Origin of the sequence: Mesorhizobium salmacidum (SeqCode) (genome assembly GCF_037179605.1) — a bacterium.
In the GTDB taxonomy this organism is placed as follows: domain Bacteria; phylum Pseudomonadota; class Alphaproteobacteria; order Rhizobiales; family Rhizobiaceae; genus Mesorhizobium; species Mesorhizobium salmacidum.
Window position 1 is genome coordinate 48,367 of the sequence record NZ_JAPYKS010000003.1, and the last position, 13,602, is coordinate 61,968.

General features: G+C 64.0%; 12 protein-coding genes and 1 pseudogene. 7 read left to right on the top strand and 6 right to left on the bottom strand.

The window, feature by feature from the left end:
* Positions 1–148 precede the first annotated feature (148 nt).
* Positions 149–1,088, bottom strand: a pseudogene (locus O7A60_RS04780) (threonine/serine dehydratase).
* A gap of 50 nt (positions 1,089–1,138) precedes the next feature.
* Here O7A60_RS04780 and O7A60_RS04785 point away from each other — a divergent pair.
* Positions 1,139–1,441 (top strand): ArsR/SmtB family transcription factor, encoded by a 303-nt coding sequence (locus tag O7A60_RS04785; protein ID WP_337105252.1) that lies wholly within the window; start codon positions 1,139–1,141, stop codon positions 1,439–1,441.
* Positions 1,442–1,460: 19 nt separating this feature from the next.
* On the opposite strand, the gene lysA is transcribed toward O7A60_RS04785, so the two are convergent.
* The 3 genes from lysA to argH all read right to left on the bottom strand — a co-directional run bounded on the left by lysA (position 1,461) and on the right by argH (position 4,521).
* The gene (lysA, locus tag O7A60_RS04790; protein ID WP_337105254.1) at positions 1,461–2,729 is read right to left on the bottom strand and encodes a diaminopimelate decarboxylase; all 1,269 of its coding nucleotides are present in this window, start codon (positions 2,727–2,729) and stop codon (positions 1,461–1,463) included.
* A gap of 69 nt (positions 2,730–2,798) precedes the next feature.
* Complete coding sequence (locus O7A60_RS04795; RefSeq protein ID WP_337105255.1) at positions 2,799–3,005, bottom strand: hypothetical protein; 207 nt, start codon at positions 3,003–3,005, stop codon at positions 2,799–2,801.
* A gap of 115 nt (positions 3,006–3,120) precedes the next feature.
* Positions 3,121–4,521 carry an argininosuccinate lyase gene (argH, locus tag O7A60_RS04800; RefSeq protein ID WP_337105256.1) on the bottom strand — a complete coding sequence of 467 codons (1,401 nt, stop codon included), beginning with the start codon at positions 4,519–4,521 and terminating at the stop codon, positions 3,121–3,123.
* A 37-nt stretch (positions 4,522–4,558) separates the two neighbouring features.
* On the opposite strand from argH, the gene tlpA reads away from it, so the two are divergent.
* The 6 genes from tlpA to O7A60_RS04830 all read left to right on the top strand — a co-directional run bounded on the left by tlpA (position 4,559) and on the right by O7A60_RS04830 (position 10,816).
* Entirely contained in the window at positions 4,559–5,239 is a 681-nt protein-coding gene (gene tlpA, locus O7A60_RS04805) for a thiol:disulfide interchange protein TlpA (protein ID WP_337105257.1), read from the top strand.
* 357 nt (positions 5,240–5,596) lie between these two features.
* Complete coding sequence (locus O7A60_RS04810) at positions 5,597–6,949, top strand: extracellular solute-binding protein (RefSeq protein ID WP_337105259.1); 1,353 nt, start codon at positions 5,597–5,599, stop codon at positions 6,947–6,949.
* A 103-nt stretch (positions 6,950–7,052) separates the two neighbouring features.
* Positions 7,053–7,937, top strand: coding sequence for a carbohydrate ABC transporter permease (locus O7A60_RS04815; RefSeq protein ID WP_337105261.1), 885 nt, complete (start codon positions 7,053–7,055; stop codon positions 7,935–7,937).
* A gap of 6 nt (positions 7,938–7,943) precedes the next feature.
* Positions 7,944–8,858: an ABC transporter permease subunit gene (locus O7A60_RS04820; protein WP_337105262.1), complete on the top strand. Its 915-nt coding sequence runs from the start codon at positions 7,944–7,946 to the stop codon at positions 8,856–8,858.
* Between the two features lie 14 nt (positions 8,859–8,872).
* Positions 8,873–9,973, top strand: coding sequence for a sn-glycerol-3-phosphate import ATP-binding protein UgpC (locus O7A60_RS04825; RefSeq protein ID WP_337105263.1), 1,101 nt, complete (start codon positions 8,873–8,875; stop codon positions 9,971–9,973).
* Between the two features lie 33 nt (positions 9,974–10,006).
* Positions 10,007–10,816: a phosphodiesterase gene (locus tag O7A60_RS04830; protein ID WP_337105264.1), complete on the top strand. Its 810-nt coding sequence runs from the start codon at positions 10,007–10,009 to the stop codon at positions 10,814–10,816.
* A 36-nt stretch (positions 10,817–10,852) separates the two neighbouring features.
* Here the strand turns inward: O7A60_RS04830 and O7A60_RS04835 are convergent, their stop codons facing one another.
* Together O7A60_RS04835 and O7A60_RS04840 are read right to left on the bottom strand one after the other, a co-directional pair.
* A complete protein-coding gene (locus O7A60_RS04835; RefSeq protein ID WP_140503263.1) occupies positions 10,853–11,935 on the bottom strand; it encodes an ABC transporter ATP-binding protein in 1,083 nt (360 codons plus the stop codon).
* Positions 11,932–13,512 (bottom strand): ABC transporter permease, encoded by a 1,581-nt coding sequence (locus tag O7A60_RS04840; protein WP_337105552.1) that lies wholly within the window; start codon positions 13,510–13,512, stop codon positions 11,932–11,934. Before O7A60_RS04840 ends, O7A60_RS04835 begins: the two co-directional genes overlap by 4 nt.
* Between the last annotated feature and the right edge of the window lie 90 nt (positions 13,513–13,602).

The window sequence follows — 13,602 nt, forward strand, 5'->3', positions numbered from 1 at the left end:
GATCTGTTCCGAAAACCGGACCCACTCTCGGGGATCATGCTGCGAGGCGGGGCGGGATAGCCCAAGCCTCACGACTCGAAGAATACCAGCAAACACGGCAAAGGCGAGGCAGTTTGAGAAAACGTGAAGCCGGCCGAAATGGTTGCAATCAGAAATTAGCGGGGTTCGCGTTGGCGCCACAGACCAGCACGGCGACCCGTTCGCCCGGCGCCGGCGCGTAGCGGCCGGACAGCATCGCGGCGAAGGCGGCGGCACCACCTGGTTCCGAGATGATGCGCACGCGGTTCCAGAGCGCCTTCTGGGCGGCGATGATGTCGTCGTCGCTGACCAGGATGGAGCGTTCGACGAAGGCTTCGGCGATCGGGAACATCATTTCGCCGACGCGCTTCGGCGCCAGCGAATCGGCGGCGATGCCTTCGGCCGGCGCGTCGACCGGATGGCCGGCCTCGAAGGCGCGATGAAGCGTCGGCGCGCCCTCGGGCTCGACGGCGACGATGCGGATGCGGCCGGCGTACCAGGCGGCGACGCCGCCGATCAGGCCACCACCACCGACGGCAACCAGCAGCGTGTCGACCTCAGGCAGATCGTTTTCGATCTCAAGCCCGAGAGTGCCCTGGCCGATCAGCGTTTCCTCCTGGTTGAAGGCGTGGATCCGCAAGGCGCCGGTTTCCTCAGCGAAACGTTCGCTGGCGGCCAGCGCCTCGGCATAACGGGCCGCCCACGACGAGGTCGGCGCCATAGCCGCGAATGCGGTCGAGCTTGGCCTGCGGGCTCACTTCGGGAACGAAGATGGTCGCCTTGTGGCCAAGCCGCATGGCGGCATAGGCGACAGCGGCGCCATGATTGCCGCCCGATGCGGCGACGACGCCGGCCTCGGGAACCGGCCGCTCCAGAAGGTTGGTGAAGGCACCGCGCGCCTTGAACGAGCCGGAATGCTGCAGGCACTCGAGCTTGAGGTCGACCGCCAATGGCGGCCGGTCGAAGTCGGCCATGTCGACGCGCAGCACTGGCGTGTGCCTGATATAGGGGCGGATGCGCGGTTCCATCGCGGCGATGCGTTCGCGTGTGATGGTGTTGTCCTGCGACATCAAGATCTCCTCGGGATTGACAGTAATTAGTAACTTGGCAAAATGGCTAAATGCAAGAGGTTGATGTCTTCAAGGCGATCGCCAACGGACGCAGGCTGCAGATTCTCGACTGGCTCAAGGATCCGCGTGCGCATTTCCGGGCACAGGCGGATGGCGATCTGGTCGAGGACGGCGTCTGCGCGCTGCTGATCGCCGAGAAGCTCGGTATCACGCAGGCGACGCTTTCCGAGCATATGCGTGTACTTACCCAAGCCGGCCTGCTCAGAACCAAGCGCATCAAGCAATGGACCTTCTACCGCCGCGACGAGGACAGGATCGCCGACGCAAGGGCGCTCATCCAGAACCGGCTATAGCGTCGCGGCCAGGCGGCTTTTATGCAAGCCAGTCTGGCACCGAATCCAGCCCGATCAGCTCCTCATAGGTCAGCCGCGGACGCACGACGTGGAAACGGTCGCCGTCGACCAGCACCTCCGGCACCAGCAGGCGGGTGTTGTAGGTGCCGGCCTGGACCGCGCCGTAGGCACCGGCGGTGGAAACGGCAACGAGATCGCCCGCCTTCAGCCGGGGCAGGTCGCGATCGAGCCCGAGATAGTCACCGGTCTCGCAGACCTGGCCGACCACGTCGACCATCATGCGCGGCGTGTCGGCCGGCGGCTGCACGACCGGCTTGATCTCGTGGAAGGCGTCGTAGAGCGTCGGCCGGATCAGGTCGTTCATGGCGGCGTCGACGACGAGGAAGTTCTTGGCGTCGCCTTCCTTCACGAAAATCACTTCCGACACCAGGATGCCGGCATTGCCGACGATCAATCGGCCTGGCTCGAACATCACCTTCAGCCCGAGCTTGGTGACATGCTTGCGGACGATCTGGGCATAGGCGTCGGGCAAGGGGGGCGGGTTGTTGTCGACGCGGTAGGGAATGCCGAGGCCGCCGCCGAGGTCGATATGCTCGATGGCGTGGCCATCGCCTCGCAGCGCGCCGACCAGGTCGACCAGCAGGGCGAAGGCGTCGTCGAAAGGCTGCAGTTCTGTGATCTGGCTGCCGATATGGGTATCGATGCCGGTGATCTTGATGCCGGGAAGCGTTGCCGCGCGGGCATAGACCTGGCGCGCACGCTGCCACGGAATGCCGAACTTGTTCTCGGCCTTGCCGGTTGAGATCTTCTTGTGGGTCCTGGCGTCGACATCGGGATTGATGCGCAGCGAGACCGGCGCCATCTTGCCGAGAGCCGATGCGCGGGCCGACAGGAGTTCGAGTTCCGGCTCGGATTCGACGTTGAAGCAGAGAATGCCGGCTTCGAGCGCAAAGTCCATTTCACGCGCCGTCTTGCCGACACCGGAGAACAGGATCTTGCTGGGCGGGACGCCGGCGGCCAGTGCCCGGCGCAATTCGCCTTCCGAGACCACGTCGGCGCCGGCGCCGAGCTTGGCCAGGGTCCGCAGCACCGCCTGGTTGGAATTGGCCTTCATGGCGTAGCAGACCAGCGTGTCGAGCCCGGCAAAGGCCTTGACGAAGACACGGTAGTGCCTGGTCAGGGTCGCCGTCGAATAACAGTAGAACGGCGTGCCGACTTGCGCGGCGATATCAGGGATTGCCACGTCCTCGGCATGCAGCACGCCGTCGCGGTAGTCGAAATGGTTCACGAGAGTGGTTCCGGAAGTTGGGGCACGATGCGATCGGGTTTGGAAAGACCAATCCCGCCTTCATCGGAGCTAGATCAGCGGGTCGAGGATGAACTTCTTGTCCACGACCGGTTTTTCCGGTTCCGGCGGCACGGGCTGGTGGGCCTTCTCGGCATCCTGGCGTGCCTGGACGGCCGCCTCGTAGGGCGTGTCGAGACCGGCCTTGCGGCCGCAGGCGGTCACGGAGGCAAGCGCCGCAAGCAGCGTCAGCGTTACCAAAATCCTGCTTCCGGTCATCGATCCATCCGTCCGAAACGTTTGCCAGCGCCGCTTTTAGCCGAGTTCTCAGCGCATTGCACCCCGGATATTGCTGATCGCAATATCGGGATATTTGTGGTCGCAATATCCGGCATCACGCCTTGGCGATGCGCTTTTTCCAGGCGCGTATCTGCTTCCGCACTTCCGATGGCGCGGTGCCGCCGAAGCTGGTGCGGCTCTTGACCGAGTTCTGCACCGCCAGCACCGAGAATATGTCCGCCGTGATGCCTGGATTGATCGATTGCAGATCCTCCAGCGAAAGCTTCTCCAGGCTAACCTTCTTGTCTTCGGCCAGCGCCACCGCGCGGCCGGTGACATGATGCGCCTCGCGGAACGGCAAGCCCAAAGTGCGCACCAGCCAGTCGGCGAGGTCGGTGGCGGTGGCGTGACCGGAGCCGGCAGCCTTCGTCATCGCGGCGGCATTGACCGTCATGTCCGAGACCATGCCGGTCATCGCGGCAAGCATCAGGTCGAGCGTCTCGGCGGCATCGAACACCGATTCCTTATCTTCCTGCATGTCCTTGCCATAGGTCAAAGGCATGCCCTTCATCACCGTCAGCAGGCCGACCAGATGGCCGTTGACGCGGCCGGTCTTGCCGCGCACGAGTTCGGCGGCGTCGGGGTTCTTTTTCTGCGGCATGATCGAGGAGCCGGTGGAAAAGCTGTCCGACAGCCTGATGAAGCCGAATTGCGACGTCGACCAGATGATGATCTCCTCCGCGAGCCGCGACAGGTGCGTGGCGCAGATCGCGGCCATGGCGAGGAATTCCAGCGCGAAATCGCGGTCGGAGACGCTGTCCAGCGAATTGCGCATCGGCTCGCGGAAACCGAGCGCCCTGGCGGTCTGATGGCGGTCGATCGGGAAGCTGGTGCCGGCAAGGGCCGCGGCACCGAGCGGGCTCTCGTCCATGCGTTCGATGGCGTCGCGCACGCGCGACAGGTCGCGCGCGAACATCTCGACATAGGCCATGCAGTGATGGCCGAAGGTTACCGGCTGCGCCGCCTGCATATGGGTGAAGCCCGGCATGACGGTCGCCGCATGTTCCTCGGCTCGCGCCAGGAGGGCCATGATCAAGCCTCTCAACGCCTCGGCGACACGAAAGCATTCGTCCTTGACCCAGAGCCGCAGATCGACAGCCACCTGGTCGTTGCGCGAGCGGGCAGTGTGCAGCCGGCCGGCCGCCGACCCGATAAGGTCCGCGAGGCGGGCCTCGACGTTCATGTGGATGTCTTCCAGCCGCGTCGAAAACTCAAAGCTGCCGGCTTCGATCTCTTTCAGGATCGTGTTCAGCCCGTGAGCGATTTTTTCTTGATCGGCCGCCGAAATAATGCCCGTTTGCGCCAGCATCTCGCTATGGGCGATCGAGCCTCTTATGTCCTGCGCATAGAGTTTGCGGTCGAACGAGATCGACGCGTTGATCGCTTCCATGATCGCGGCCGGACCCGAGGCAAATCGTCCGCCCCACATCTGGTTGCTGGTCTTCTTGTCGCTCATGGCTATAAAACCCGTGCTTCGGAGCAGTTTTGAGAAAATGGCAGACGGAAACAGATTTTTCCCGGCCCCGCGCCTGATCCTCGCCGCCCTGGTGGCGGGAGCGCTGGCCGGCGCGGTCGCGGTATATGTCAGCGAGAGCCGGTCTGGCAACAACGCCGCGCACCAAGTATCCGCAAGCGACAGCAAGGACGACGTCGCCTGCGCCGCCAAGAGCGACCGCGCCAAGAAGATCGCGGCCGCGGCCACCGGCGAGGTCGCGGCACTTTTGCCGGCCGATCCGCCGCAGTCGATGAGGAGCCTCGCCTTCAACGGCCCGGACGGCAAGCCGATGACGATCGCCGACCATGCCGGCAAGACGGTGCTGCTCAATCTGTGGGCCACATGGTGCGCGCCATGCCGTGCCGAAATGCCGGCGCTCGACGCGCTGCAAAAGGAGAAAGGCAGCGACGCCTTTCAGGTCGTCGCCGTCAACGTCGATGCCGGCGACGATGTGAAGCCGAAGAAGTTTCTCGCCGATACCGGTGTGCACACGCTCGGCTACTACCGGGATTCGACGATGACGCTGTTCAACGACCTCAAGGCGCGCGGTCTGGCGCTCGGCTTGCCCGTCACCATGCTGATCGATGGCGAAGGCTGCCTGATCGCCCATATGAACGGTCCGGCCGAATGGTCGGGGCCCGACGCCAAGCGGTTGGTCGAGACGGCGCTCGGGTCGTGAGCAATCAGGCCGAGTGAACGCTCGGCTTGAGCAATATGAGGCTGACATCCTGGCGGTCGGTGCGCATCGCAATGCGCTTGCCGTGGCCGGCGGTCAGGTCTCGTCAGTTGCTCCACCCGCGTTTCATCATCCCTTTAGCCGGATAACCATGACGACCTTTACGTCCTCGAGAGCCGCCCTAGCTACCTAAGGCGCCGGTATGACGTTTTCATGCCGGCGCCACCGCCGAGGGGGAGGAAAGACCAGCTGTCCACAGGCCCGGGAGGCCACAACAGAAATGTCACATACCTTCTCTAAAAGAGCGGGCAAGGACTTGCGCAAGACCCTTGTCAACAGTCATTCAAGAGGGAAGAAACCATGACGATCATCAAGCGGGGCCTCGCTGCCCTTGCCGCAGGCGCGCTCAGCACCGCGCTGGCGGTTCCTGCCTTTGCGGAGCCGGTAAAATTCGACTTCTGGTTCGGCCTGTCGGGCGACCTCGCCCGCGTCGTCGACACGCTGTGCAAGAACTTCAACGCCTCGCAGAAGGATTATGAAGTCGTCTGCACCAGCCAGGGCAATTACGATGCCACGCTGCAGAACACCATCGCCGCCTTCCGCGCCGGCAAACAGCCCGCCGTCGTGCAGGTCTACGACGTCGGCACCGCCACGATGATGCTGTCGGGCGCCTACAAGCCCGCCGACAAGCTGATGGAAGAAAACGGCTACAAGATCGACTACGCCGACTATTTCCCAGGCATCGCCCGCTACTACGCGACCTCGAAGGGCGAGATGCTGTCCTTCCCGTTCAATTCCTCGACCGCGCTGATGTACTGGAACAAGGACGCCTTCGCCAAGATCGGCAAGACCGAGGCGCCCAAGACCTGGGAAGACGTCGGCGCCGACCTGCAGGCGATGAAGGACGCCGGCTATGAATGCCCGATGGCGATCAACATCTCGGCCAATGAAAGCTGGCAGCTGATGGAGCAGTTCTCGGCCATCCACAACCAGCCGATCGCCACCAAGAACAACGGCTATGACGGTCTCGACGCGCGTCTGGAAGTCAACAAGACCAAGTTCGTCCAGTACGTCACCGATCTCAAGAAGTGGTATGACGCCGGCCTGATCAAGATCAAGTCCAAGGATCTCGGCCAGGATATGGTCCAGGCCTTCGCCTCGGGCACCTGCCAGGTGATCATGACCTCGGTCGGCGATCACGGCACGGTCGGCAAGACGCAGAAGGAAGGCATGAAGTGGGATGTCGCCGAACTGCCGGCCTATGCCGGTACCGAGCGCAAGAATTCGCTGGTCGGCGGCGCTTCGCTGTGGGTGCTCTCCGGCAAGTCGGACGCTGAGTACAAGGGCGCGGCCGCGTTCCTTAACTTCATCCACGACCCCAAGACCGCTTTGTTCTGGTCGACCAACACCGGCTACATCCCAGTGACCAAGTCGGGCTTCGACTACATGAAGTCCACCGGCTTCTACGACAAGGCGCCCTACAAGGGCCGTGAAGTCGCCATCGCCAGCCTGACCGCGTCGGAGCCGACCGAAATCACCCGTGGTATACGCCTGGGCAACTTCACCCAGATCCGCGCCGAGTTCGGCACGCAGATGCAGGCGATCTTCGCCAACAAGGTCAGCGTGCAGCAGGGCCTCGACACGCTGGTCAAGAATGGCGACGCCATCCTCGACCGCTTCCAGCAGACCTATCCGGGCAAGACCCTGCCCTGATTTCGAAGATTGCCGAGGCCGCCCGCCGAGATTCGACGGGCGGCCGTTTCGTATATAATCTTATCTTGCTTTGGGCTGGCCGTTCCGCGGCCACGGCGAACCGATGGAAAAACGCGTTACCTTCAGCAGTTGGACAATCGGCATCCTTTTCGCGGTGCCGCAGCTCCTCCTGATCTTCACGTTCTTCTACTGGCCTGCCGGCCAGGCCGTATACTGGTCGCTGACGCTGCAACAGCCCTGGGGCGGCGGCAACATCTGGGTCGGGCTCGACAATTTCCGCTCGATCCTGGCGAACGCCGATTACTGGAACTCGATCACCGCCAGCCTTGTCTTTGCCGGCATCAGCACCGGGCTTGCAATGTTCGTCGCGCTTGTGCTCGCCGCGCTCACCGACCGCCAGCTTGCCGGCTCGCGTCTCTATCGCGTGGTGCTGATCTGGCCTTACGGTATCGCCGCACCGGCTCTGGCGATGGCGTTCCGTTTCATCCTGGCGCCGGAGGCTGGCTTCATGGCCGTGATCAACCAAGTCTGGCCCGGCTTCTGGGATCCCGGGCTCGACGGCGCTGATGCCATGGCCTCGATCATCATCGCCTTCTCGTGGAAATATGTCGGCTACAACTTCATCTTCTTCCTCGCCGCGTTCCAGGCCATCCCGCGTTCCCTCATCGAAGCCGCCGCGATGGACGGCTCGGGCGTCATGAGGCGTTTCTGGGACATACAGTTCCCGCTGATCACGCCGACAATCTTCTTCCTGCTGGTCATCAACATCACGGAGAGCTTCCAGGATTCGTTCGGCATCGTCGACATCATGACGTCGGGCGGCCCGGCGAACGCCACCAATCTGATGGTCTACAAGATCTATTCCGATGGCTTCAAAGGCCTCGACTATTCGGGCGCCGCCGCGCAGAGCATCATTTTGATGCTGCTCATCGTGGTGCTGACCATTTTCCAGTTCCGCTTCATCGAGCGGCGCGTGCACTACAGGTGAGACTGAATGGTCGAGCGCACTCCGTTCCTCAACTTCTTCACCCATCTGATCCTGTTTGTCGGCTTTGTGCTTTGCATCGCGCCGTTCGTGGTCGTGGCCGTGGCCGCGTCGCATAATCTTAGGGATGTCAACGACGTGCCGATGTCGCTGCTGCCGGGAAGCGACTTTTGGACAAACATCAAGACGGCCTGGACGACGGCCGGCCTTGGCCCCAAGCTGCTCAACAGTTTCATCATGGCTGCCGGCGTCGCGGCCGGCAAAGTGATCATCTCGGCGCTGACCGCCTTCTCGATCGTCTATTTTCGCTATCCCGGCCGTACCTTCATCTTCTGGCTGATCTTCGTCACGCTGATGCTGCCGCTGGAAGTGCGCATCGTGCCGACCTACGCGGTCGTCGCCAATGTGCTGTCGCCCTACCAGACCATCCTCGACATCACCGGGCTGAGCTGGCTGATCGAGAAGGTCTCGGGTGTGCAGGTTTCGCTCAGCCTAGGGCTGCTCAATTCCTATACCGGACTGATCCTGCCGTTGATCGCCACCGCCACCGGCACCTTCCTCTACCGGCAGTTCTTCCTGACCGTGCCGGACGAGCTGACCGAGGCGGCGCGTATGGACGGTGCCGGCGCGCTGCGTTTCTTCATCGATATCCTGCTGCCCTTGTCGCGCAACAACATGGCGGCACTCGGCACCATCATGTTCCTGTGGGCCTGGAACCAGTATCTGTGGCCGCTGCTCATCACCACCGACCAGTCGCACGCGACGGCCGTCACCGAGCTCAAGCAGCTCATCCCCAATGTCGGCGGTATTCCGGAATGGAACATCGCCATGGCAGGAACGCTTATCGTCATGCTGCCGCCGCTGATCGTCGTGGTGCTCATGCAACGCTGGTTCGTGCGCGGCCTGATCGCCACCGAGAAGTAACAAGGAGACAAAAGATGGCCTCCATCACAATACGCGGCGTCAAGAAGAACTATGCCAAGACGCAGGTCGTGCATGGCGTCGATCTCGACTTCGCCTCTGGCGAATTCGTCGTCATTCTCGGGCCGTCCGGCTGCGGCAAGTCCACGCTGCTCAGGATGATCGCCGGGCTGGAAGAGATTTCCGACGGCACGATCGCCATCGACGGCATGGTGGTCAACAAGCTCGAGCCGCGCGAACGCGGCTGCGCCATGGTGTTCCAGAACTACGCGCTCTATCCGCATATGAGCGTGGCCCAGAACATCGGCTATTCGCTCAAGGTCTCCGGTGTTCCCTCGGCCGAGCGCAACCAGCGCATCCAGGCGGTGGCGCGCACGCTGGAGCTCGAGCAGCTGCTCGATCGCAAGCCGATGGCGCTTTCGGGTGGCCAGAGGCAGCGCGTCGCGATGGGCCGTGCGATGATCCGCGAGCCGAAAGTCTTCCTGTTCGACGAGCCGCTGTCCAATCTCGACGCCAAGCTGCGCGTCCAGATGCGCTCGGAGATCCGCAAGCTGCATCGCCGGCTGAATGCCACCTCCGTCTTCGTCACCCACGATCAGGTCGAGGCGATGACGCTGGCCGACCGGCTGGTGGTGATGAATGGCGGACGGGTCGAACAGGTCGGCACGCCAGGTGAAATCTACACCCGCCCGGCCAGCCGCTTCGTCGCCACCTTCGTCGGCGCGCCGGCCATGAACATCCTTGAAGGCACGATCGAACTCGACGGGCTGTCGCTGCTCGGCGGCAGCCGGCGCCTGGCCATGGCGCGCGCCGGCCTGCCGGTCGGCACGAAGGTCGCGATGGGCATCCGCCCGGAAGCGGTCCGGCTGGTCGCACCGGGAACGGCCGGCGCGCTCGATGCCACTGTCGATCTCGTCGAGGAACTGGGCGCGGGGCGGGTCATCTATGTCGACCTCGACGGCGCGCCGTTCTCGGTGATGACCTCGGAGGCCGTTCACCCCGAGCCCGGCAGCACCGTCGGCTTGAAGATCTCCCCGGACGACATGCATTTCTTCTCGTCGGAGACAGGCACCCGTCTCGATGTCTTCAAGGCTTCCGTGCCCGAACCGGCGCTTTGATTTCCGAAAACACGCGCAGCCAAAGAGACGCACATGAAAATCATCCAGGTCACCGATGTGCATCTTGGCCGGCAAGGTGAGCGCCGCTATGGGGCGGACCTGCATGAGCGGCTCGATCAGTGCATCGCGCACATCAATGCGCACCACGCCGACGCAGCACTTTGCGTCTTCACCGGCGACCTGACGGAGACCGGCGCGCCGCAGAGCTATGCCGATCTGCGCGTTGCCCTAAGCGCGCTATCGATGCCGTACAGGCTGCTGCCGGGCAACCATGACCGGCGGGCCAATCTCATCGCTGCGTTTCCCGAAGTTGCGGTCGACAAAAACGGCTTCGTGCAGTCGGTTCATGATACCGGCAACGAAGTGCTGTTGTTTCTCGACTGCCTGGCGGAAGGACGCATAGAGGGCGAACTGTGCGACAGCCGGCTTGCCTGGCTCGAAGCCCGGCTCGAACAATCAGGCGGCAGGCCCGCCTACGTTTTCCTGCATCATCCGCCGGTCGCGCTCGGCCTGCCGCAGCTCGATCCGCTGGCGCTCGAACGGCCCGAGCGGTTGCTCGGCCTGCTGCGGGATCATGGCAACGCTCGCCATATTTTCTTCGGCCACGTTCACCGCGATATCGCGGGAACCGTCGCCGGCATTCCGTTCTCGGCGCAGCGGGGCCTGCATGCCCGGTTCGAGCTTGCCCTCGACCGATCGAGCGAGATCGTCGAACAGGCGCCGCCGTCCTACGCCGTCATCCTCATCGACAGCGCCAACGAGTGCGTGGTGGTGCACGGTTGCGATTTTCTCGAGCAATGGCCGATCTATTCAGCGGAAACCGGCGAACGCGTCACGGCGTAAACCGGCCACTTCGCGTGGGTTCAGCGCCTTAAGGCCTCAAGCGAAGACGTGCGCCTTGCCCGATACGGTCAGCCGCACGATCTCGCCGACCGCCGGCGCGTCCATGCCGGATTTGCGCAGGATCAGCGGCGTGCCGCCGATCGCGGCGGCGTCCGGCGGATCGGAATTGTTCAGGAGCCGCACCGCGATCGTGCATGTCGAGCCGGCGAATTCCGATTCCGTCACCTCGCCGAAGGGCATGTCTGGTGTGCCCGACATGCCCTCGCGCGAGGTGCGTTTGAGCCCAATCTGCTCCGGCCGCAACATGATGCGGGCGACATCGCGGCTGTCCGGCGTGTCGACCGCGATGCGGCCCAGCGGCGAACTGGCGAAGCCGCCCGAAATGCTCGCGGGCAGGATGATGGCATCGCCGAGGAACTCGGCGATCATCCTGTCCTTCGGCTTGAGATAAAGCTCGCGCGGCGTGCCGACCTGGGAAAATTTCCCGTCGCGCATGACCGCCACCTGGCTGGCGAAGGACAGCGCCTCGGCTTGGTCGTGCGTCACCAATATGGTGGTGATGCCGGCCCCTTCCAGAAGCTCGGCCACCGCCTTGCGCATCGAGGCGCGCAGCCCGGTGTCGAGGGCCGAGAACGGCTCGTCGAGCAGCATCAGCCGCGGCTTCATCGCCATGGCGCGGGCTAGCGCCACGCGTTGCTGCTGGCCGCCGGAGAGCTCGTGCGGACGGCGTTTGAGGATCGCCTTGTCCAGTCCAACGATATAGGCAAGTTCGATAATGCGCTCGGCGCGCTTGTCGTCGTCCCGTGCCATGCCGAAGCCGATATTGTCCGAGATGGTCAGATGCGGGAACAGGGCGCCGTCCTGCGCCACCAGGCCAATGCCGCGGCGATGCGCCGGCACAGCGGCGCCGCCATTGGCCAGCACCTGCCCGTCGAGCACGATGCGGCCCTGATCGGGCGCCTCGAAACCGGCGATCAGCCGCAGCAAGGTTGTCTTGCCGCAGCCGGAAGGTCCTACGATCGCGGTGCGACTGCCGCTGGCGACGTTCAGGTCGACGCCGGCAAGTGCCGCGACCGGGCCGTAACGCTTGTGCAGATTGCCGAGTTCGAGAAAGCTCATCGTCCGGCCATCCGCTTCGACTGGACATAGAGCAGCCAAGTCAAGGGCAGCGACATCGCCACCATGATGAAGGCGTAAGGGGCCGCCGAGGCGTAGTCGATCTCGCCGCTATAGGACCAGAACGCCATGGCCAGCGTGCGGGTGCCGTTCGGCGCCAGCATCTGCGTCGCGGTCAATTCGTTCATGATGCCGAGCGCCACCAGCGCCATGCCGGCCGCGGCACCCGGCGCCGACAGGCGGATTGTCGTCGACCACAGCGCGTTGAGCGGCCGCCGGCCGAGGCTGGAGGCGGCGCGCTCGAGTTCGACCGGGGCCTGGGCGATCGACGCGCGCAGGCTGACCAGGGCACGCGGCAGGAACATCAGGGCATATGCGACCAGGATGGTGAACAGGGTCTGGTAGAGCGGCAGGGCGATGCGCACGGTGATGGTGACCAGCGCCAGCGCGATGACGACACCCGGCAGCGAGCCGACAATGTAATTGCATCCCTCCAGCAGGCGCTGCAACGGACCGGGCGCGCGGATCGAGATCCAGGCCATCGGCATGGCAGCGGCGGTGGCAAGCAATGCGCCGGCAAGCGACAGGAACAGTGTCTGGCCGAGTGCCAGGCCAATCTCATCGAGACGCCAGACATCGGCGCCGCCGGCGATGAGCCAGCGGCCGATGGTGATGAACGGCACGCCAAGCGCCAGCAGGGTGGTGACGACGAGCAGCAGCAAGCTGGGCAGGGCGGCGCGACCGAGGCTCATCCGCTGCTGATATCGCGCGGCACCCGAGCCGACACGGGCATAACGCTCCTCGCCGCGCACCAGCACTTCGAGGCCGAGCAGCACGAAGCAGCAGGTCACCAGCACGCCGGCCAGCATGTTGGCGGCCGGACCGTTGAAGGTCGACTGGAACTGGTCGACGATCGCGGTGGTGAAGGTGTCGAAGCGGATGAAGACGTAGAGGCCATATTCGGCCAGCAGATGCAGGCCGACCAGCAGCGAGCCGCCGCAGATGGCGAGCCTGAGCTGCGGCAACACGACACGCCAGAACACACGCCAGGGTCCGAGACCAAGTGCCGCCGCGGCATCCTCCAGGGCAGGATCGAGGCGGCGCAGCGCCGCCGACACCGGCAGATAGAGGAAAGGAAAATAGGCGATGACGGATACCAGCACGCCGGCCCAGAGGCCGTGCAGCCCCGGCACCATGGTGATCCAGGCATAGGAGTGTACGAAAGCGGGGATGGCGAGCGGCGCCACGCAGAGCCAGGACCAGAGCCGGGCACCAGGCAGGTCGCTGCGTTCGGTCAGCCAGGCCAGCGTCACCGACAAGGTGATGGCGATCGGTACGGCCAGCAGCACCAGCAGGCCGGTGTTGACCAGCAGTTCGCCGACACGTGGCCGGAAGACCAATGCCGCGACAGTGTCCCAACCGGTCTGCACCGCGATCCATATGATGAAGGCAAGCGGCACCAATGCCAGCAGGGAGACTGATATGGCGGCGATGACAAGCCAGGGCGCCACACGCCGCTGCGTTCTTCGGCGCATCTTCGGCGGCAGGCCAGGGCGCGCGAGATCGACCGCGGGCTGCATCAGCTCAGGCGCCATGCCATCGCGGCGTGGCGGCGGCAATCAGGGGACCACGGTCGCGGTCAGGAACGAAGCGTGTCGTCATGGACGAAT

Bases quoted from the DNA above. Each gene is read 5' to 3' on its own strand.
- O7A60_RS04795 (WP_337105255.1), bottom strand. From the start codon at position 3,005: ATGACCGGAAGCAGGATTTTGGTAACGCTGACGCTGCTTGCGGCGCTT.
- O7A60_RS04840 (WP_337105552.1), bottom strand. From the start codon at position 13,512: ATGCAGCCCGCGGTCGATCTCGCGCGCCCTGGCCTGCCGCCGAAGATG.
- O7A60_RS04810 (WP_337105259.1), top strand. From the start codon at position 5,597: ATGACGATCATCAAGCGGGGCCTCGCTGCCCTTGCCGCAGGCGCGCTC.
- O7A60_RS04785 (WP_337105252.1), top strand. From the start codon at position 1,139: ATGCAAGAGGTTGATGTCTTCAAGGCGATCGCCAACGGACGCAGGCTG.
- argH (WP_337105256.1), bottom strand. From the start codon at position 4,521: ATGAGCGACAAGAAGACCAGCAACCAGATGTGGGGCGGACGATTTGCC.
- O7A60_RS04825 (WP_337105263.1), top strand. From the start codon at position 8,873: ATGGCCTCCATCACAATACGCGGCGTCAAGAAGAACTATGCCAAGACG.
- O7A60_RS04820 (WP_337105262.1), top strand. From the start codon at position 7,944: ATGGTCGAGCGCACTCCGTTCCTCAACTTCTTCACCCATCTGATCCTG.
- tlpA (WP_337105257.1), top strand. From the start codon at position 4,559: ATGGCAGACGGAAACAGATTTTTCCCGGCCCCGCGCCTGATCCTCGCC.
- O7A60_RS04815 (WP_337105261.1), top strand. From the start codon at position 7,053: ATGGAAAAACGCGTTACCTTCAGCAGTTGGACAATCGGCATCCTTTTC.
- O7A60_RS04835 (WP_140503263.1), bottom strand. From the start codon at position 11,935: ATGAGCTTTCTCGAACTCGGCAATCTGCACAAGCGTTACGGCCCGGTC.
- O7A60_RS04830 (WP_337105264.1), top strand. From the start codon at position 10,007: ATGAAAATCATCCAGGTCACCGATGTGCATCTTGGCCGGCAAGGTGAG.